Genomic DNA, 19,821 nt, shown 5'->3' on the forward strand with positions numbered 1-19,821 from the left:
CGTCTACAAATTGCCTGTGCATGCTAGCGGAGCAAAACTAGAAAGCCATTACAAATTTGGACCTGGTGACCGAGAATCTGTGTCAGCACATCGTCAAAATTTGGGACGCCTGATCATTCTAAGCAACAAAAACATACACACAGGTAGTACTTTGGGAGGGTTAGAGTATACTAATTCACCTCCTCGTAGTATAAAATATTTCTATATAGAAACGCACCAATCAGCGTAAATACTGTATAGCCTACGGGATTTTTGCTGTATTCTTGATCGCAGCTTGCATATCTTATAAACATTGGCATACTGCGATTCAAGGATAGAATAATTTCAACTTGGTTTAAAGAGTATACTGGTATTTTGAGAGGATCGCTGGCTAAAATTTTGGAAATTGCGGCAATTGTGATATTCTTTTGATTAAGTGAGTAGCATGATCACAATCATTATATGGTAGATAATAAGCGAGCAATATAGCACATATATTCCATAAATGATGGGAATTGGAGCAACATCATGGAGATATTTCCTTCGCATACCATTCATGACGTATCCATACAGAAAGAGCCACGCCAGGGTGTTATCTCGCGTGTTCGGAACCGCTTCTTCAAGCAGTCAGAATCATTACAGGCCAGGCAGAAAAGCAGGCCCCTCGGTCTGAATGTTGCGCAACGTACAGATGTTGGGCGCAAGCGCCAGCATAACGAAGATAGTGTGGCATATATTATTCCTAAGGATCAGCAGTTACTGGAACACAAGGGTGCGCTCTTTATCGTGGCGGATGGTATGGGAGGACATGCGGCCGGTGAGGTTGCCAGCGAGATCGCTGTCGATACGGTGTGTACGCTTTATTACCAGGATGCGGATACCGATGTGCCTGCCAGTATCACCAGAGCTATTCAATATGCCAATGCTACTATCTACCAGCGCGCCACGGAAAATGCGCAACACAGCGGCATGGGTACCACCTGTGTGGTGGCCGTCTTACGCGGGGCGACGGCCTATATTGCCAATGTCGGTGATAGCCGTGCTTATTTAGTTCATCGCGGCAGCGTACGACAGATTTCGCAGGATCATTCCTGGGTCGCCGAGCAGGTTCGGATGGGTCAAATGTCCGAGGAAGAGGCTCAACTGCACTCGATGCGCAATATTATTACACGTTCCCTCGGACCTTTCCCGGAGGTGGAGGTGGATGTATTCGTTGAGCCAGTTGAAGAAGGCGATGCCTTGCTACTGTGTAGCGATGGTCTCTGCGGGATGATCACCGATCAGGAAATCACCAGTATCGTGGAACAATTTGGTCCGCAGGAAAGTGTGTATCACCTGGTTGAATATGCCAACGCTCAAGGTGGGATCGACAATATCACAGCCATTGTTGCTCGTGTCTATCAACGCTAAACATAAAAACATCAACACAAGCTACCTGACCATGATAACTGGCTTGTTACTATCGCGCAGGATATTTACTATACATGGTCAGTTTGTGACCAGAAGCAGAACACTACGTCGTGCTCTGCTGTACTTAGAGTTGCGCTAAAAGCTGTTCAGCCTGTTTTACTATTTGTAAATGCTCTGACTTCCTGGCTTCTCCCCGGACCTGCTCAAAGGCCTCTCGTGCCTCTTGCGCTTGACCAAGCAACAAGATGATCTGGCCCAATGCCAGTTCCCCCTTCATACGGATCTCTGCCTCTACCCCCAGACCCAATGCACGCTCGATATCTTGCTGTGCATGTGACAGGAGGAGCGTCCGCTGCTTCTGACCTGGACGTGCCAGCATGGCCTGGGCAATCCGTATATTGCCAAGAGCAACCAGCGCCCGTCCAATACATGGTGCATTCGACACAGAACGAGCCACAAAAAAAGCGGTACGGATACAACGAGTGGCCCCTTGTAGATCGCCACGTGCCTGTAATATACCAGCCAGACCCGAGTTCCATTTGCTCATATACTGCGGATCTTCCAGCAGACTATTCAGCTTTAAGGCACTGTTGTATTGCGCCTCTGCCTCTTCGAGATTGCCGACAGCAGCCCCGAGTTCTCCCAGATTACTATGCACCAGGGATACTAAAGCCAGGTCACCAATTTTCTCTGCCAGGTTCAAGGCGCGTCGCAGCGCGGCATTAGCTTCCTCATACTGGGCCATTTTCAAATGGATAAAGCCAATATTGGTAGAGATATGCGCAATCTGCCGTAATTCGTCTGACTGCTCAAAAAAGGCCAGCGCTTTATTATGATATGCCAGCGCCTGGCTAAGCTGTCCCATATCGACCGCAATCGCGCCCATATGCCGCTGGATGCGTCCAAATAGCTCAGGATCACCTTCGATGATGCGTTGAATCTGAGTTTTGCACATCTTGCGATTAGAGGCAACAGGCAAGATACGTTGCGTCTGATCAGCTTCAAAGAGGGTAGCAGCTTCCTGCGCACTACTCAACGCCTGATCATACAAGCCCTCTGATTGATAGAGATTCCCTCGCGTATAGTAGAGGCGAGCCCAGACAGGGCCACCGGCAATGTTAGCGGCCGATAAAAGCTGCTCGCCTTGATCCAGGCAATCCCAGGCCTGACGGATATTCCCACGATAGCGCCAGGTCCAGCTGATTTGATCCCAGAGCAGGGCTTGAATCAGTGCCTCTTCTTGAGGATCCACAGTTGGTAGCGTATAGCGGCGGCGCAGCTCAAGAATACCAGTAAAAATTTCGCAGACCTGCCCATAATTGCCACCGCTGTTGACCGTACATTCAGCCAGACGCTCCAACAGAGAAATCAAACGCGGAACCGCCTCCGCTTCCAGGTCTGCTTCCAGATAATCAACCACTTTTTGATAATGGGTGGCTGCATCCGCATAAGCCGAAATGATATAGGCACTATTGCCAGCCAGTTCCGCATAGTGAGCAATCTTTTCGGCTTCGGCTCCGGCTTTCTCCAGGTGCATCGTGACGGTAGCCGCCACATCATCTTCGCGACCCTTATTCATATGCAGAATAGCATCGGCAGCCCGGCGATGCAGACGGGCGCGACGCATCGAGGATAAGCCTTCTTCATACAGATAGGTGACCAGCAAAGGATGCCAGAAATGATAGCTGATGCGGGTACCACTCCCCTCATCCGCAAGCACCTGTGCCTCCAGAGCCTCCTCTAATAATGGCAGGATCGTATCATCTTCGTCGATAACTGAACCTGTTTCCAGCATACAAATAATTGGTAGCTCGAATGAGCCTCCCAGCACGGCCGCATGGGCAAGCAATTCACGGCACTTCGGCTTCAGATGCTTCATACGATAGCCAAGGGCCTCTGTAATCGTCAGCGGCAAGTTTGCCGTTTGTGAACGGGCCAGTTCCTCAGCAAAGAAGGGATTGCCGCCCGCATACGTTTGAATATGGGTGACAGTCTCTTCAGACAATGTTGAGAGATTGGTCACCAGGAGCTTGATCTGCTCACGAGACAGTGGTTCGATATCCAGCGTTTTGATGGTGTGTTCGCGTTGCATCTCCAGGATGAGTTTACGCAGCGGATGCGAGACATCCTTGGGAACCTCACTCTCGCGGCAGGTGGCGAAAAACACGATGGGATAGCCTGTCAGCTGACGTGCCAGGTGTCCTAGCAATTCGTAGCTACTCACATCAGCCCACTGAATATCATCCAGGACGATCATCAGGGGTCCATTCTCGCTTGTCTGTTTGAGGAGCTCACTGACCGCGTTATAGAGCGTATATTTGGCCTGTTGAGGCAGGAGGGGATGGGGAGTCGAATCCGCGTCGATACCAGCCGGAAGCAGGTCCAGTAATCCAGGCAAGGTTGAGAGTGCGCGCAAAGACTCCATGCTTAACAGGGATACCACATTAGTGCTTGCGCTCAGGATCTTGCGCAGGGCCTCAATCCAGACGCGATAAGGGACGCCGCTCTCCTGGTTATAGATATGATTCCAGATTACGCTCCAGCCACTTTGCTGGGCCTCGCGTCCTACTTCCTCAGCGAGACGGGTTTTGCCGATACCTGCATCACCCTTCAAGAACAGCAACTGCGGCTGGCGCTGGGTATCTAATGGAATACTGCCTGCGCGACGCGATCCCACCAGCTGCAAGCGTGCGTTCTGCTCAATGTTCTGCAACATTGTCCGCAGAAGCTGCAATTCAGTATCGCGACCAATCAACCGACCGGAATGGATACGTCCAATCGGCTCATGTGGGGCCGAGGGAGTGAGGAGATGGCGCAAACCGGAGAAAGGCGACGCATGCTCAGAAGTCTTCCCCTGCTGCGGGGTTGTACTTAAACTCAGCGTGAGGGGCAACGTTGTCAGCAGATTTCCATTTGTCAGGCCTTCACCTGAACGCACCACCTGATACAGATTGAGCGTCTCCGGCGCTGGCGTCGCCTTGTAATCACGCGACAACGTATTCTCAAAACGTTGATAGGCCCGCAAAGCTTCACCACGGCGCTTCAGATACATCAACGCAATCATGAGTTGCTGAATTGCCAGCTCATTAGTCGGATCTTTTACCAGCAGACTATTCAGGACATTGATCGCCTGCGAATACTTATCATGCGCCATATGCCAGCTGGAGAGCGTCAGGAGAAGCTCTATCCACTTCCGGCGTAGAGCCTGCCGACGCGTCATAACCCATTCAGCACTGCGCTCTTCAGGCAAAAAATCACCACTATACAGAGCAATGGCCTTTTGGAGCAACTCTTCATACCCTGGTGACTGGCTATCAGTCTGCTCTACCTGCTCTACCAGCTTCTCAAAATCATCCACATCCAGCCAGACACGCTCTTGATCACCCAGAATAAACCAATCACCATCCGTCCAAAAGCGCTCAACTTGATCAGTCTGAGACACCTGTCCAGGCTTGACCGATGCATGTCCCAACACTTTGCGCAACACATTCAGGGTCTTATTCAGGGTATTTCTGGCCGTACTGACATCATCATTAGGCCAGAGGGCCACAATAGCCTGTGATCTGGTCGAACGTCGTCCTGGACAACAGATCAAATAGGCAAGCAAGGCACGAACGGAACGCTGCTGCCAGGCAGCATCATCAATGACATGCCAGCTACGATTTTTTTGCTTGCTACGCGCCTGAGCACGTTCCTCCAGTCGAAACTGGCCCAACGTTGAGATACGCAATACTGTATGCTCTGCCGCCGTTGGCTGCGAGGTAACAGAAGAGAGATTTGAGTCCATAGCACTATCTCCTGCAGTGGTAGATGGTGTTTCCGGATTTGATTGCATATCGGACGGAAGATTTTTGCCAATATAGGTGCGTGTAGTCTGCCCATTCACCGTCTGGTAAGCATACCAGTATGGACCATGTCCAATCCCCTCCCGACATCTTCGACACCGTGGCTTACCACAATACGTCACTTGCTGATGATAAGTGATCCTATTACCATGCTGGGTCATGCCACATGCTCCTCTTTCAGATCCATATCGTTTTTGTATGCCACAAAATCTTTGCCAGAGCAAAAAAATGATACGGTGTTACAGATTGCTGCTACCAGAGCGCATTACGCCTAGACTCTTGAAGGTATCATATTATTTTAAAATCATCAATATTTTCGGGCCCCAATCTTTACGCCATCGTGCGCACTGGCAGCCTTGATCTACAGATTGATATCTATCTTCTTATCCCATAAAACAATTTTACTACTATTTTATTGAAAAATACAAAAAATAGGTACTATTATGACGGACGTAACGCCTTCTACTTTAACAAAAGGAACACATCCACTTCTTTTTTCTTTCTTTTCAACCCCGGACAGATTGTCCGGGTTTGCTTCCTCATGTTATTTCTATGCTAGCTGGAAAGGATGATTATGGCTTCTGGGCAAAACATATATAGACGGGAAATTGCAGATGATATTCATCCCATTCTCTGACAGCGGAAGCCAGGCAAATATCAAAGTACTCGGGAGCATAGTGAAAGTATGTCATAGAGACATCTTTGAAGGATTGCAAAGCAGCCGTCAGGTTTGTCGCCATCAGGGATCCCATGCGGCCTCCCCATTTTCCCACGGGCAAATACACCACCTTTTTATGCAGGTTAATCATACCCGCCCTCTTCAGGAGATCGTCCATTTTACTGCCTGAAAGCATATCATTACGTTGGATAGGAGCCAGTTGCGCCATATTATCCATCATCTGCGCGGTCATTGGCCCCATAGATTTTAATGGCTCACTGCCAGTATCAACCAGTTCAATCCATCCTCCTGGAGTCGTAATCTGCAAGAAATGACTGATAATCACAGGCCACTCTTGAGCAGGCACGGAGCCAAGCACAAAACGTTGATGGATAAAATCGAATGTTCCACGTGAGAACTGTAAGCGTTGCCGGATATCGCCTTTTATCAAACGATAATTCGCGGGCATATCCGGCCGTGGCGCCAACTCTAGATCCAATCCATAGATCTTTGCCTCGGGAAAAACGCGACAGACTTCACAGCCCCACAAATTTGTGCCACTGCCGACATCCAGAATCATATGTGGCTTCTGCATCGCCACAATCGGGGCCAGATAATTGCCGCCGAGTGCGGTGCGCAAAATAAAGTGCTGAAAATCCAAACGCTTGATCTCATTCGCATCTTTAGCAAATATATGAGACATATTTGAAGGCCTTACGCTCATGCCATTTTTCTGCACGGACCTCGAAACTGCTTGATCTATAATTGCCTGTTTGCCAGGCCGAAATCCAAACATAAAAGATAAGCCTTTCGTCATAGCACATATATTACTGGTATTTATTGTAAGGATTATAAAGCTTTAGAAGTTGAAAATGCATGTAAATTTCATCAAAAAAGCATTAATATATTCTAAAATTGCAATATAATTTTATCGACATTTTCCTTTTTAATATAAGGCATGGTTCAAATCAATGTGACACTTTGAACAGTAGTGCCAGGCCATAAAAAAGCTTTTTGAGCCTGGCAAGGATGATCTTTGACTTTCCAAACTGTCACATTGTTTCAAGCTCACCATGAACCATGCCTAAGAAGCGATAGTACTTTGTCAAACTTCGTTTGATGGGCTGTGCGCCCGCTACGCGGGCGGGAGGGGGGGGGAAATACCGGGGGCACAGCCCCCGATCCCCCAGTCAAGGGGCTCGCCGCCCCTTGCATCCCCGCCTCCCCATCACATAATGTCTGACAGTCTAATAGTTACGATTGAGTGATCTGCAGAACCGTGGGTAGCAAAAATCCCCGAAGGTTTCTCTTTCTTTCGGGGATTTTGAGGAATAGACGAAATGCTGTTAGAGGCAGGATATCTGGACCGTTCGCTGACGGGGACCATCAAGCTCAACCAGCACTATGCGCTGCCAGATGCCAAGTAACAGGCGACGGTTTGTATAGGGAATAACCAGGGAAGGCCCGATCAGGGAGGAGAGGATATGATCAGGAGCGTGTTCCGGATCATGCGGATGGCGATAGTTGAGATCAGGCAAAATGGCTCTTAAAGCATCCAGAAAATCCAGGTCCGTTCCTGGATCGAGATCAGCTGTCGTAATAGCACAGGTGGTGTGGGCCACAAAGAGCATGCAGAGACCGCTATCATTTTTGCCTTGCTGTACATATTCTTCAACCGTCTCGGTAATATCCTTGATCTCGTCTTTCTTCCTGGTATGAATAGTTAGCGTTTTCATTTGCGTATCGATTGTAAGCCTCCTTTGGATGTGAACATCGTGTGAATTATATAGGGCACACGTTGACGTGTCCAGAAACGCTTCGCCTTTCCGCTCGTCAATGTTTAGCGCTTCTTGCTCAGATGTCCATTGGTTGCAGTGGCTAGTAGTTTGTCATTGTTCAATTGATGGATAAAGGCGTTTGAGTTTGATGCGCGCATCCGCGGTGGTAAAACGCCAGTTGATCGTTACTTTTGCCTGGTTGCGCTCACGTTGCCAGGCATCCACCTGAGCGGCAAGCGCCTCTCTGCTTGGAAAGCGATCGGACAAGCATTGACGCGCTAAAATGGACAGTTCGATCTCGGCCATATTCAGCCAACTCCCATGCTTGGGCGTGTAGTGGATTTCTAGTTTCTCGGTCAATCGGCGGGCCTCGGCTGGTTCAAACGTCTCGTAAAACGAAGAGGGGGTATGGGTATTGAGATTGTCCATCACCAACACAATCTTGTCCGCATGGGGATACTGGACGTCAATGATCTCGCGCAAAAAGAGTGCCCAATCCTTTTTCGTGCGCCGCTTACTCACACGCACCTGACAGGTCCCGGTTTCGGGTTCCATCGCCACAAACACGCTGCACACTCCTTTCCGTTCGTACTCATAATCGATGCGTTCGGGTTCACCCGCTTCCATCGGAATCGGCTCGCGGGTATGGGCCAACACCTGTTTACTTCCCTCATCCATGCAGATCTTTGGACGCTTTGGATCATACGGACGCTGGTACACCTCCAGCACATCTTCCATATGATACACAAAATCTGCATTAGCCTCCGGGGGAATACAATACTGGTTCTTTAGCCACGGTTTGAGTTCATTTTTTTTAACGTCACCCACACCGTTTGGTGGCTGATCTGATCGACGTACCCCAACTGCACCAATTTGTCCGCGAGCATGCGCATCGTCCAGCGCTTTTGCCCTCCTTCCGTCTGACTACACGCGAGCGTGACCAACTGCGCTTCCAGTTCCCCATTCATTTTCCGTTTCTCCGGTCGTTCCGGCTGGGGACGCCGCACGAGTGCATCCAGCAGCCCTCCCTCCACAAAGCGTTGACGGACCCGTCCTACGGTTGCCGTTCCCACGCCTAGGGTTTCAGCAATCTGCTGATCTTCCCAACCCGCTCCATGCTCTCCTTGATCGGCTTTCAGTAAAATCCTCGCATGGGTCTGGCTGCGCGCTGAAGCTTTGCCTCCGGTGAGCATACTCTCTAACAGCTTGCGTTGTTCTGCGTCTAACTGGATGCTATACTTCTTCATGGATGCCTCCTTGAGATCGGTTTTTTGATTCGTGACTCAAGGATACTCCTTTTGTTCCCATTTATCAAATCAAGGATGACAGAGTACTAGTACATTGTCAAACTCCATGTGATGAGTTGTGCGCCCGCTACGCGGGCGGCATGGGGGAGATGGCCGGGGCACAGCCCCCGATCCCCCAGTCAAGGGGCTCGCCGCTTGATCATGCCCCGGCATGCTCGCTAGCATCCCCGCCTCCCCATCACATGATTTCTGACAGACTACTAGGGTGTGTTTGCAAATCATAACCAAAGCAGAATAGAGGCAAGCGTGACCATAGCCAGGAAGTTGACCGCCCGCTTCTCATAGCGGGTGGCTACTCGCCGAAACTGCTTGAGACGATTGATCGTGCGTTCAACGCGGTTCCGCTTTTTATATACGGCTCGGTTAAATGGCCCGGTGCGCGTCTCGTCGCTGCGGCGGGGAATCGTGTAATCAATTCCTCGCTTTTTGAGGTACCGCCGGATCTTACGACTACTGTAGGCTTTGTCTCCCAGGACCCGCTTTGGCCGTAGCTTGGGACGGCCTCGTCCTGCTCTCTTGACAGCCCCTTGCTCCATCAGGCATTCGAATTTGGTCGTTTCATGGCGATGTCCTGCCGTAAGCACAACCGTCATCGGTTTCCCTTGACCTTCCACTCGCAAATGCACTTTCGTGCTGAAACCGCCTTGACTCTTGCCTAATGCTTCTTGATTTTGATCCCCCCTTTTGCTCCTGCTGCATGTTGGTGGGCACGAATCACGGTACTATCAACGCTATGCGTTTCCCAATCAATGTGGCCTGCGGCATCGCTTTGTTGCTGCAGGGCTTGCAGGACGTGCTGCCAGATTCCCGCCTTGACCCAGCGATAAAATCGGCTTGCCACGGTTCTCCACGGACCATATCGCTCGGGAAGATCTCTCCAAGGGGCTCCCGTCCGTAAAATCCAAAGAATGCCATTCAGAATCAGACGATGATCATGTGCTGGACGACCCACATGGGGCTTTTGCGGCGGCAGCAAGGGGGCCAGCTTTTCCCATTGCTCATCGCTCAATTCGCCTCTTCTCATACTCCTTTCTATCGGCTATTTGCAAACACGCCCTAGTGCTGCCGGCACGCCAGGACTGATTGGGCGAGCTGGATGATTTGCTGGTGGAGGTCGGCAGGCTCAAGTACTTCGACCTGGTTACCAAAGCTTAAGATATAGGCACATGCTTCATAATCATTGTCAAAGCGCAGGTGAAAGGTGGTCCAACCATGAGCATCGACGATGTCGGTTTGCTCGATACGAAATAATCTGCTCGATCCATAGATACGTGGCAAGGCTTCAGGACTCGCGTTGATGCTGGCTCGATAGCAACGTAGTGAGGAGGTAAAGTTCTGGGATGATTGTTTCCAGAAGGCGGCCAGGTCAAAATCTGGTGGCCGCACACACGCTTGCTCCAATAGTTGAACCGCCTGGATCCGCGACACACGATAGCTGCGTATCTGTTCATCAATCGCAGCCACAAAATACCAGGTGCTCCCTTTCGCCACCAGTCCAAGCGGATCGGCCAGGCGCTCGACCTGGTTGTCACCCCGTAAATAGGTAAAACAGATCTTGCACTCTTGCCAGAGCGATTGCTGAAGAAGGGGTAGGGCAGGAATAGCCTCTTCGCGATTATGCCATCCACTCCCATCGATATGTATGCGCTGGCTCACATATTCGGCATCACGACGATGCATAGCAGGCAAGACAGCCAGCAACTTGATCAGCGCCGCCTCAGAAGCTTTGTGCAGGCCAAGATCATTTAAGAGATGCGCTGGCTGAGCCAGGAAAAGGGACTGTATCTCCGGCTCGCTCAGTCCGGTCAGATTGGTCCGATACTCCTCCAGCAAACTCCAACCACCACCAGTACCCCGCTCGGCCGTCACGGGAATACCAGAAATACTGAGTGCCTCCATATCTCTATGAATGGTGCGCTCCGATACCTCTAGCCGCTGCGCCAGTTCACGAGCCGTCATTCTGCGATATACTTGCAAAAGCAACATGATAGATAACAAACGATCTGCACGCATAGCACACTCCCCGCAATGGTTATACATTCGCTTCACTATTGTAATCCTAACAGATAAATATGACAACGTATGTCATGAATCACCAGCAACACTACAAGGTTTAAAAGTTTTAATAGAAAAAATACCTGTGTTTTTCTATGCCTGGATTTAGCTATTGTGTTACTATTACTAAGGATGCAGCCCGCATATCTTTAAAAGGATGGAAAATATACTTGAGTAATACAGATATCCAACAAAGCGAATTATGGGAAGTTTCGCGCCAGTTGATTGGCTTTGATACGGTCAGTGCTCATAGCAATCTGGAAGCCGTCGCTTATCTTGAAAACTATCTGAAAGAGATTGGTTTTAATGTAAAGATACTTGTCGATGATGTAGAGGGCGTAAAAAAAGCGTCAGTGCTGGCCTGGTATGGTCCGGCGGTGAGCAATGGCCTGATGATTTCGGGACATATTGATGTGGTTCCCTTCGATGGACAACCGGGCTGGAAAACTGATCCACAGGTGATGCAGACGGATGGCAAGCGCATCTATGGACGCGGCACCGCAGATATGAAGATAGCCATGGCACAGGCAATGGTCGCCGCCAAACAGGTCCTGAAACAGCAGCAGGATTTCAAGCGGCCGCTACTCTTTATTTTTACCTATGATGAAGAGGTAGCTGGCCAGGGTTCTGGCAGGTTGATCAAGATCCTCCCACAGTTCTTTAAAGAGACCTTACCAATGCCAGAAGTGGCCTTGATTGGTGAGCCAACAGAATTTGAGATTTTCCCGGCACATAAAGGATATGCCACCTTTGATCTGGTCGTGCATGGGAAAGGCGGCCATAGCAGCGTACCGAAAAAGGGCCTGAATGCCATTGAAAAGATGGGCGATGTGATCCAGATTATTGCTGGTATCGATGCAGAGCTAGAGGAACGCATCACGCCAGAAAACATCGAACTCTTTCCTGAGTGTCCTCCCTCTGCCTTCAATTGCGGCATCATTAATGGCGGTCTGGCGGGCAATATGATTGCGGACACCTGCAGATTGAAGATGAGCCTGCGTGTCTCACCTGGTGATAGCTCTGAAGAAATTATTGGGACGTTAAAAGAGCGCATCGAAAAGAAAGTGGCCAGCAAGATGCGCGAGTTTGATCCAGAATGCGATGTGGTGATTGAACATCTCCATTCCACCCCACCGATGAAATCGCCAATGCACACTTCGCTCAGTGCCCTGCTCAGTCGGGTAATGGAGAAAAAAGTCGTAACTGGTGCTCCTTATGGCACCGACGCAGGTAACTTCCAACACCTGGGCATAAACTCGTATATCTGTGGTCCTGGGGCCCTGGCTCAAGCGCATCAACCTAATGAGAGTATTCCCGTTGAACATTTCTTGAGCGGCCAGGAAAAACTGGAGCAGATTATCAGCGCCTGGTGCGTTAAAGATGAAGGCTCGAATTAAGGAGCATAAACCAGCGGACAAAAGAAAAGGACCACTTATGAAGTGGCCCTTTTTTTGCTGGCTCCCGAATAGGACTCGAACCTATAACCAATCGGTTAACAGCCGATTGCTCTACCATTGAGCTATCGAGGAATGCTCTCACTGATGAAAATAATAATAAACGCTCAGCATTTTTTTGTCAATACTTTTTGAGACCTTTTTTTTTACATCTACTTTTTTCGGTTCAGGCGTATAATTTGTAGTAGATGAGCAAAAAAGACCAGGGGCAATTAATTATGTGCTTCAGTCATAAATAGAGATATAATTCAACCAGAACAATTACTTTTCCTGAATCTGGGGAGAACATTACAAACGTGAATACCTCTGAAAAAATCCTGCCGTCAATAATGAATGCATATCTAGATGGCGATAACACACTCCTGGTGGCACTGACCACGGGCGTTCCTCTACCGTATGCGATCAGCCATGTCACTGTTACTGATACGACCAGCAACCAGCAACTCGCAGTCAGGGCAGTGAAAAATGCTCATACCTATCATGCCAGTGTGGTTGGTGATCTGCAGCAATTGCTGGGTGCAGCCACTGATTGGAGTACAGAAGACGATCACACGCGCATGCACGAGGTTAACCCTGATCTGTATCAATATACAGCCACGCTTCCAGCCGGTAGATATCATTATAAAGTAGCCTTTAATAATAGTTGGAGTGATGTCATACCACATACCAACATTGGCCTGACCATACCTGCCGATAATACACATGTGACTTTTTCTTATGTGCCATTTGATCTCCAGACGCAGCAGCCCCATGTCTATGACTCGATTAATACTCCTGATGCCATCTTGCCCTCTAGCATGGATGTAACCACAAATCTGCTAGAGATAACCCTGGCTACAACTCCAGATGTAACGCATAGTCTGGCGTTACAGTTGCATGGTATGTCCGAGGTGCCAATCATTCCACGCCATATTCTGGATGCCGAACGCTTCATCTACGCTGGCAATGATCTGGGCTGTACCCTTACTTCAGATACAACCCGCTTTCGCCTCTGGGCCCCCGGCGCGGCCGATGTCCAGCTGCTCCTCTTCGAGAGTGAAACAGGGCCAATCAGCCAGCAAGTTGCTATGCAGAGAGCCGAGCAGGGGACATGGACAGCCAGCATTGCACAGTCACTGGAGAACTGGTATTACCTCTACCTGATTACGGTCCAGGGAAAAACACACACGGCGGTCGATCCCTATGCGCGAGCGCTGGCAGTCAATGCAACCAGGACCATGATTGTCGATCTGGCCGGAACGCAGCCCGAGGGATGGGATACTGACCGGCATGTGCCGCTGGCGAATCCCGTGGATGCTATCATCTATGAACTCCATATACGTGACTTCTCGATCCATGAAAGCTCCGGTATGGTGTACCGTGGGAAGTTTTTGGCCTTCACAGAACACAATACCAGTAGTCCAGATCAACTTTCAACTGGAATCACCAGCTTAAAAGATCTGGGCGTGACCCATGTCCAGTTGCTACCCGCCTATGAGTTTGCCACCGTCGATGAGTTTAAAGATTATCAATACAATTGGGGCTATGATCCACGCAACTATAATGTACCGGAAGGCGCGTACGCCACGACTCCCCATGGAACTGCCAGGATTCATGAGTATAAGCAGATGATTAAAAGTCTCCATGATGCTCAACTGGGGGTCGTCATGGATGTCGTTTATAATCACACATTTGCCGTCGGGGATTCAGATTTCGACAAAATTGTCCCGCAGTATTATTATCGCACAGATGCGTTTGGACACTACACCAATGGTTCAGGCTGTGGTAATGAATTGGCCAGTGAGCGACCCATGGTACAGAAGTTTATCCGGGATTCGCTGATGTATTGGATGCAGGAGTACCATGTCGATGGCTTCCGCTTTGATCTGATGGCATTACTGGGAGTCGACACGATGCGCCAGATTGCGCAGGATCTTATTCAGATTAACCCCAATATGCTCCTCTATGGTGAACCATGGACAGGTGGGACATCGGCCTTAGCAGATCAGCAAGTATTCTTGAAAGGCAAACAGAGGGGTCTGGATATCGCAACCTTCAATGATCATCTGCGCAATGCACTGACTGGTAGCGTCTTTTCACGCGAGGCCAAAGGTTTTGCGACCGGCGATCCCAGTCGGATTGATGCCGTGAAGAAGGGCGTGCTGGGCAGTATCCATGATTTCACGGACCGGCCAGCGGAAACCATCAATTATGCCTCCAGTCACGATAATTTCACGCTCTGGGATAAAATTTCCGCCAGCAATAGTCAGGCCAGCGAGTCAGACTGCATTAAAATGGATAAGCTGGTGCAGGCGATTATTATGACCTCGCAGGGTATTCCTTTTTTCCAGGGTGGCGAAGAGTTTCTACGCTCAAAGGGAGGCAATGACAATAGTTATAATGCAGGCGATGCGGTAAATCAATTCGACTGGACGCGTAAAGCATTCCATAAAGATGTCTTTGAATACTATCGTGAGCTGATCCGGCTACGCAAAAACCATTCAGCCTTTCGTATGCGAACAGCAGAGGATATTCAGGAGCACCTGAAGTTTATAGATAGTCCACACAATACCCTGATCTTCCAACTTGGCCCACATGCCAATCAAGATAGCTGGAAACAGATCCTGGTGATCTATAATCCGACCCCCGCCACGATCCCCTTCAAGCTGCCAGCAGGTACGTGGATACTGGTCGGCTCAAGCGATCAGATCAGTGAGCAGGGTATACGCCAGGTTGCACACACCCTGGAAATTCCAGGCATTGCGTGCTTAATCCTGCATCAAGGCTAAAATCATCTCGCTTCGGGATGCGCTACAAAGCAAAGAAATCGTGTCCAGATGGGCTGATGGATGGCCGGACGAAATCTGGGGCCAGCCAGGAGTTCACGGGAGAAAGATAGACCTGACCTGCCGCTGCCGCCCTGATCGCGGTACGCAGATCTGTGGCCTGGGCATTTTTGAGGAGATAGCCAATTGCACCTGCGCGAATAGCCTTGATAATGTCCAGTCCTGCATGGGTTTCAGTTAAAACAAGCACCTCTGTCGTGGGCAAATCTTGTCGGATGATGGCAGTAGCCTCAATACCATCCATAGCTGGTAGTTCAGCATCCATTAACACAACATCTGGTCGCCATCTGCGAGCCTGCTCTACGGCGTCCAGCCCGTCGCTGGCTTCTGCCACAATCTGGAGTTCTTCATCAGAGACAAGGAGTGCCCGTAAACCCTCTCGAACCACACGATAATCATCCACAATCAAAATACTAATCGTCATCAGAGCGCCTCCTATTCAGCCTGGTACTTGCTATGGTGTACGTTCTAAATGACAGTAGGTTAAAGCATATAATAGCGCCGCTGAAATATGCAAGGTGAGCAAGCAGCATGCTTTCTTACAATGAGACTGCTATACGTCTGCTTTGGCAAAATATTTATTTAGTTACGAGTCTGAAATTCTCCTTTTTGCATCTTGATACACAGCAATAACGTGTACACAATAGCTATTTATTAGCTATAAAATAACTCAATAGGAGGACCAGTATGTCCGAAACTTATGATACTGGGGGGCAGACGCTTGCCGAGACGCGCACCGACGAAAACAGGACGTTGGGTGGGGAAGATGTACATGATACGCGCGTGCGTCGGATCATAGAGAAAGTACTCTGGGTTATTGGTTTGTGTATTCTGGCCGGGGCCGCTTACTTTTTTCATTCCCATAAAGGACCCTTGCCAGGTGAGGTAGATTTTTCACGAGCGGTACAGGCGATTCATTATCCATCCTGGGCGCTTGCGATACTGACATTTTTCAGCACTTTTAACGATATTACGCCCTCGATCATCGAAGTCAGCGTTGTGTTTGTATTCTTCTTGCTGATTCGCTGGTGGAAAGATGCTCTTTTCTTCCTGTTAACTATAGGACTGGGCAACGGTCTCAACATTTTAATCGCTGATTATGTGGTACGCCCGCGTCCAAGTGGGAAACTCATTCATGTTTATACTCCACTCATGTTTAATAGTTTTCCATCCGGCCATACAGAACATGATGTGGTTTTCTATGGCTCATTACTCTACATTACCTTTACCAAAGCCGTTCGCGAGTGGCGCTATCATTGGATCCTTATTCCTTTCCAGATCTTTGCTTTTGCGGCTATCCTGGGTATTGGCTATTCACGGGTATTAGAAGGTGAACACTGGCTGACAGATGTCCTTGGTGGCTATCTCTCAGGAATGCTCTGGCTGTACTTGATGATCTCTCTCTATCGCTGGGTGACCGCTCTCCAGCGTAAGCATCAGTTGAAAAAAGAGCAGAAGCACGAGGAAACAGTGACCGCACCGGTACAAAGTTAAAGATCATTTACTGCGTATACATGCCAAAGAAAATTTTTACACAGGTACAGAAAGCGCCCCCTGACAATATCACCAGGGGGCGCTTTCTGTACCTGTGTAAATGTACTGGTTTAAAATCTTCTGAGCAACGGACGCGGAGCCTTACTTTCCATCTGTTGTTTCACCAGATTGGTATAGAAGCCATTCTTTTGCAGCAGGTCCTGATGGGTACCGCTCTCGACAATTGTTCCCTGGTCCATGACCAGAATCAAGTCAGCATTACGAACAGTACTTAAACGGTGGGCAATAATAATCTGGGTGCAAGGCAGATGCTCAAGGTTCTGCGCCACCATTTGCTCGGTGACCACGTCCAGGTTGCTGGTCGCTTCATCCAGCAAGAGGATCGCAGGATGGTGCGCAATAGCTCGGGCTAATGAGAGACGCTGCCTCTGGCCACCTGATAACGCACTACCACCTTCAGCAACGGGCGTCTCATAGCCTAACGGCATTTTGATAATATCATCATGGATTGAGGACATCTGCGCGGCCTGGACTGCATATTCTTTATCCATCTGAGGATTATTAAACAGAATATTTTCCATGATCGTGCCACTAAAGACAGTCGATTCCTGCAAGACCACACCAAACTGACGTCTGACTTCCTGGTATTGGAGATCCTGTAGAGCAATGCCATCATAGTAAATATGGCCATCAGTAGGAATATACAGACCCAGGAGCAGTTTGCCAAGCGTGCTTTTGCCTGATCCTGTTCGGCCGACAATAGCAACTTTCTGGCCAGACACGATGTTGAGATTAATTTCGTGGAGGACACGTGGAGTTTCAGGAGCATAGCGAAAGCCCACATTTTCTAAGCGGATATAGCCAGCCAGTTTGGGCGGCGACTGGACCGCCAGGGCGTGTTGCTCAGGTTCAGCCGTCATGATATCCGCCAGACGGTCCAGATGCGCCTGCACAATTTGCAGTTGTTGCCCACTACTTACCAGCGAGGAAAGTGGCGAAAGAAATGAGGTAGCCAGTCCGCTTAACGCTAACATACTACCAAGCGTCATTGTGCCATTGAGAACCTGCGTGGCACCCACCCAGAGCAAGGCCAGGGGCGCGAAGCCACGTAACAGTAGCAGTGCCGTGCTGGCCACGGTCGACAGATAACTTCTCCGAATCGAGATGTTAAGCTGATCAAAAAACAGGTTCGTCCAACGATCGTGCGCACTATACTCGGCTCCGGCCGCTTTTAAGGTGGCAATACCCGCCAGCGCTTCCGCCATGTACCCCTGCGACTTACCCTGCGCCGTCAATTCCTGGGCCGCCATACTGGCGATTGGACGATACACACTCAAGATTAAAATTACCTGTAAGAAGCCAATCACCAGAGCCAGCAAGCCAAAGGTAGGAGCCTCAACCATTAAGATGCAGAGGTAGAGGATCACCATCGTCCCATCCAGGAACGTTGAGATCAATTGTCCGCTGAGAGTGTCACGGATAATGGTATTACTCCCCATACGCGTGAGCAGATCGCCACTGGAGCGTTGCTGGAAAAAGCTATAGGGCAAAAGTAGCAGGTGTTCAAAAAAGCTGAGCATCATATGTGTATCAATACGTGCTCGTACATAGATGAGTAGCCACTCACGCAAAAGGGTAATAAACGCCTGCGAGAAGAGCATCATCAACATACCCGCGCCCAGCAGAAACATCGCATTATTTAAGTGAAAAGGAATAATTTTGTCGATGATCGTCTGCGTCAGGATGGGTGGAATCAAACCAAACGCCTGCAACAAGACCGAGGCCAGAATGACCTGAATCAACGCGCCTGGTGCCTGGCGCACAGCCTGGACAGCGTACATTTTTAGTGAAAGCGGTGAGGCAATTTTGCGGCGATGAAAATTCATGCCCGGCTCTAACATCAACACAATACCAGTAAAGCCAGCATTAAATTCTTCAGCATCCATCTGCCGACGCCCATAGGCAGGATCTACAATCGTTACTTTTTCTGGCGTCCAGCGCTCAACAATGATAAAGTGGTTAAATTGCCAGTGAATAATGGCGGGAAAGGTCACATCTTTGAAATCGTTTTTCTGTAAGGCAACGGCACGGGAGATCATTCCCAGATTACGGGCTGCTTTCACCAGGTTCAGGGCCGAAACGCCATCCCGACTCGCTCCATAGTCGGTACGCAACTCGGAGATCGAGGTCTGGCGACCATGATAGCTGAGCACCATAGCCAGACAGGCAAGGCCACATTCAACCTCGCTCATCTGAAGCATGACAGGCACCCGCTTACGCCATATTTTATTGACAATCGAGCGTCTTAAATATGCAACGCGATTTTTTTCTCCTTGTTTTTGAGCTACCTGGCTCTGTTTTTCTTCAATGGTACTCATACCCTACGCCCCCACAATACTACCTACACCTGGCAACATCGAGAGAATTCGTTGCGACCCGGTTTGTACATTTGCGACCACAAAGCTTCCCGCATATGTAGATGCTGGAAGAGTTTTCAACGAGATTAGCGCCACAATAGATGGCTGCGAGACAACCTGTGCGACCACCCCATAACGCTGACGAATAAGATTGGGACTGATTGCACTACTTTCAACTTTGATAATTTTGCTGGCAAACTCTTCCTTAGAATTACCTAAATGTACCAGTGCCAGCTGGCCAACATGAATCTGGGTGCTCTGGCTCCCCATCAGAAAAAGAGCGGCCACAGTCCCTTGTTGAGTTGTAGTCCCCTGCGTCTGCTGATCCAGAATCACCCCTGGAGCAGTTTGATAAATAGGTATCTCTTCACCCCAGGCCAGTACACCCACCAGGAGTAAAAGTCCGAGCAATACCCATAATAAAAAAGTGACAGGAAATGGCATAAAGCGTGGCAATGTGGTTTTGTCTTTTCTTTTTTTATACTGCTTTATAGCCTCTTCACGGAAAATCGGAGAAGATGTCGACATATTTACCATCCACAAGTATTCAATGCCTTATAAATTAGCTACTGTATATAGTATAAAAATTCATGCAAATA

Annotated in this window: 13 protein-coding genes, 1 tRNA gene and 1 pseudogene; 5 read left to right on the top strand and 10 right to left on the bottom strand. The window is 49.2% G+C overall.

Annotated features, from left to right (window positions below; translation table 11 throughout):
* Together KDW_RS34010 and KDW_RS18160 are read left to right on the top strand one after the other, a co-directional pair.
* A partial coding sequence (locus KDW_RS34010) for a hypothetical protein (RefSeq protein WP_233097809.1) occupies window positions 1-229 on the top strand: 229 nt, incomplete at its 5' end.
* A 278-nt stretch (window positions 230-507) separates the two neighbouring features.
* Window positions 508-1,389 (top strand): Stp1/IreP family PP2C-type Ser/Thr phosphatase, encoded by an 882-nt coding sequence (locus KDW_RS18160; RefSeq protein WP_151757407.1) that lies wholly within the window; start codon window positions 508-510, stop codon window positions 1,387-1,389.
* Between the two features lie 124 nt (window positions 1,390-1,513).
* Here KDW_RS18160 and KDW_RS18165 read toward each other — a convergent pair whose 3' ends face one another.
* The 6 genes and pseudogenes from KDW_RS18165 to KDW_RS18190 all read right to left on the bottom strand — a co-directional run bounded on the left by KDW_RS18165 (window position 1,514) and on the right by KDW_RS18190 (window position 10,990).
* On the bottom strand, window positions 1,514-5,395 hold the full coding sequence (locus KDW_RS18165) for a DUF6788 family protein (RefSeq protein WP_151757408.1): 3,882 nt from the start codon (window positions 5,393-5,395) through the stop codon (window positions 1,514-1,516).
* Window positions 5,396-5,806: 411 nt separating this feature from the next.
* Window positions 5,807-6,595 carry a class I SAM-dependent methyltransferase gene (locus KDW_RS18170; protein WP_162005363.1) on the bottom strand — a complete coding sequence of 263 codons (789 nt, stop codon included), beginning with the start codon at window positions 6,593-6,595 and terminating at the stop codon, window positions 5,807-5,809.
* Between the two features lie 643 nt (window positions 6,596-7,238).
* A complete protein-coding gene (locus tag KDW_RS18175) occupies window positions 7,239-7,628 on the bottom strand; it encodes a secondary thiamine-phosphate synthase enzyme YjbQ (RefSeq protein WP_151757410.1) in 390 nt (129 codons plus the stop codon).
* Between the two features lie 153 nt (window positions 7,629-7,781).
* A protein-coding gene (locus tag KDW_RS18180; protein ID WP_151757411.1) for an IS630 family transposase occupies window positions 7,782-8,917 on the bottom strand; the annotation gives its coding sequence in 2 pieces (ribosomal slippage) (window positions 7,782-8,497 and window positions 8,497-8,917; 1,137 coding nt in all).
* Window positions 8,918-9,195: 278 nt separating this feature from the next.
* Window positions 9,196-10,001 (bottom strand): annotated as a pseudogene (locus KDW_RS18185) (IS5 family transposase).
* A gap of 32 nt (window positions 10,002-10,033) precedes the next feature.
* A complete protein-coding gene (locus KDW_RS18190) occupies window positions 10,034-10,990 on the bottom strand; it encodes a helix-turn-helix transcriptional regulator (RefSeq protein WP_151757412.1) in 957 nt (318 codons plus the stop codon).
* A gap of 212 nt (window positions 10,991-11,202) precedes the next feature.
* On the opposite strand from KDW_RS18190, the gene KDW_RS18195 reads away from it, so the two are divergent.
* The gene (locus tag KDW_RS18195) at window positions 11,203-12,429 is read left to right on the top strand and encodes a M20 family metallopeptidase (RefSeq protein ID WP_162005364.1); all 1,227 of its coding nucleotides are present in this window, start codon (window positions 11,203-11,205) and stop codon (window positions 12,427-12,429) included.
* A gap of 58 nt (window positions 12,430-12,487) precedes the next feature.
* On the opposite strand, the gene KDW_RS18200 is transcribed toward KDW_RS18195, so the two are convergent.
* A tRNA-Asn gene (locus KDW_RS18200) sits at window positions 12,488-12,561 on the bottom strand.
* Between the two features lie 221 nt (window positions 12,562-12,782).
* On the opposite strand from KDW_RS18200, the gene pulA reads away from it, so the two are divergent.
* Window positions 12,783-15,254, top strand: a complete 2,472-nt coding sequence (gene pulA, locus KDW_RS18205) for a type I pullulanase (RefSeq protein ID WP_151757414.1) — start codon at window positions 12,783-12,785, stop codon at window positions 15,252-15,254.
* A 22-nt stretch (window positions 15,255-15,276) separates the two neighbouring features.
* Here the strand turns inward: pulA and KDW_RS18210 are convergent, their stop codons facing one another.
* Complete coding sequence (locus KDW_RS18210) at window positions 15,277-15,735, bottom strand: response regulator (protein WP_151757415.1); 459 nt, start codon at window positions 15,733-15,735, stop codon at window positions 15,277-15,279.
* Window positions 15,736-15,998: 263 nt separating this feature from the next.
* Here KDW_RS18210 and KDW_RS18215 point away from each other — a divergent pair, with 263 nt between their 5' ends.
* The gene (locus KDW_RS18215) at window positions 15,999-16,805 is read left to right on the top strand and encodes a phosphatase PAP2 family protein (protein ID WP_151757416.1); all 807 of its coding nucleotides are present in this window, start codon (window positions 15,999-16,001) and stop codon (window positions 16,803-16,805) included.
* A 110-nt stretch (window positions 16,806-16,915) separates the two neighbouring features.
* Here the strand turns inward: KDW_RS18215 and KDW_RS18220 are convergent, their stop codons facing one another.
* Both KDW_RS18220 and KDW_RS18225 read right to left on the bottom strand, forming a co-directional pair.
* Window positions 16,916-19,183, bottom strand: coding sequence for a peptidase domain-containing ABC transporter (locus KDW_RS18220; RefSeq protein WP_151757417.1), 2,268 nt, complete (start codon window positions 19,181-19,183; stop codon window positions 16,916-16,918).
* 3 nt (window positions 19,184-19,186) lie between these two features.
* The gene (locus tag KDW_RS18225) at window positions 19,187-19,750 is read right to left on the bottom strand and encodes a hypothetical protein (RefSeq protein ID WP_151757418.1); all 564 of its coding nucleotides are present in this window, start codon (window positions 19,748-19,750) and stop codon (window positions 19,187-19,189) included.
* Window positions 19,751-19,821 lie beyond the last annotated feature (71 nt).

This window comes from Dictyobacter vulcani, from assembly GCF_008974265.1.
Taxonomy (GTDB): Bacteria; Chloroflexota; Ktedonobacteria; order Ktedonobacterales; family Ktedonobacteraceae; genus Dictyobacter; species Dictyobacter vulcani.

Bases quoted from the DNA above. Each gene is read 5' to 3' on its own strand.
- KDW_RS18160 (WP_151757407.1), top strand. From the start codon at position 508: ATGGAGATATTTCCTTCGCATACCATTCATGACGTATCCATACAGAAA.
- KDW_RS18165 (WP_151757408.1), bottom strand. From the start codon at position 5,395: ATGACCCAGCATGGTAATAGGATCACTTATCATCAGCAAGTGACGTAT.
- KDW_RS18170 (WP_162005363.1), bottom strand. From the start codon at position 6,595: ATGTCTCATATATTTGCTAAAGATGCGAATGAGATCAAGCGTTTGGAT.
- KDW_RS18175 (WP_151757410.1), bottom strand. From the start codon at position 7,628: ATGAAAACGCTAACTATTCATACCAGGAAGAAAGACGAGATCAAGGAT.
- KDW_RS18190 (WP_151757412.1), bottom strand. From the start codon at position 10,990: ATGCGTGCAGATCGTTTGTTATCTATCATGTTGCTTTTGCAAGTATAT.
- KDW_RS18210 (WP_151757415.1), bottom strand. From the start codon at position 15,735: ATGACGATTAGTATTTTGATTGTGGATGATTATCGTGTGGTTCGAGAG.
- KDW_RS18215 (WP_151757416.1), top strand. From the start codon at position 15,999: ATGTCCGAAACTTATGATACTGGGGGGCAGACGCTTGCCGAGACGCGC.
- KDW_RS18220 (WP_151757417.1), bottom strand. From the start codon at position 19,183: ATGAGTACCATTGAAGAAAAACAGAGCCAGGTAGCTCAAAAACAAGGA.
- KDW_RS18225 (WP_151757418.1), bottom strand. From the start codon at position 19,750: ATGTCGACATCTTCTCCGATTTTCCGTGAAGAGGCTATAAAGCAGTAT.